This is a genomic window from Caballeronia sp. INML2, from assembly GCF_023631365.1.
Taxonomy (GTDB): domain Bacteria; phylum Pseudomonadota; class Gammaproteobacteria; order Burkholderiales; family Burkholderiaceae; genus Caballeronia; species Caballeronia turbans.
The window spans coordinates 1-377 of the sequence record NZ_JALQDH010000229.1; the positions used below are offsets into that span (position 1 = coordinate 1).

General features: G+C 59.4%; 1 pseudogene. It reads right to left on the bottom strand.

The annotated features are described in order from the left end of the window. Nucleotides 1–111: 111 nt before the first annotated feature. A pseudogene (locus tag NCT32_RS37815) lies at nt 112–377 on the bottom strand (hypothetical protein); the annotation flags it as partial.

The following is a 377-nucleotide window of genomic DNA, read 5'->3' on the forward strand; positions in this document are numbered from 1 at the left end:
CGTGTTCGACGAGCCGAAGATTTCGGTGCGCACACTTGGCCTTAACATCGCGGGGCGTGTTAGGAGCGACGGCTCGCTTGCCGAAGGGAATGACCTTGCGCATCGACGGTCTTATGAATGACGCATGGCCGTATTGATTGGTGAAGTCTCGACGGCTGCAATGGCGTTGGGCGCGAAGAGGACGCTGGAGATGGCTGGGTCGCGGCGATAGTGGAGTTCAACGACATCGAGGAATTCGCGAAAAGACGCGGTATCACCGGCGGCGACCCCCTGGTTCCGATTCGCGAAGCGAAGGTCGGGTGGCGCGAACGCGTGCTGCTCTAGCCATTTAACGTGATCAACGTTGGGCAACCACCACCGGTTCCAGCGTATGGTGA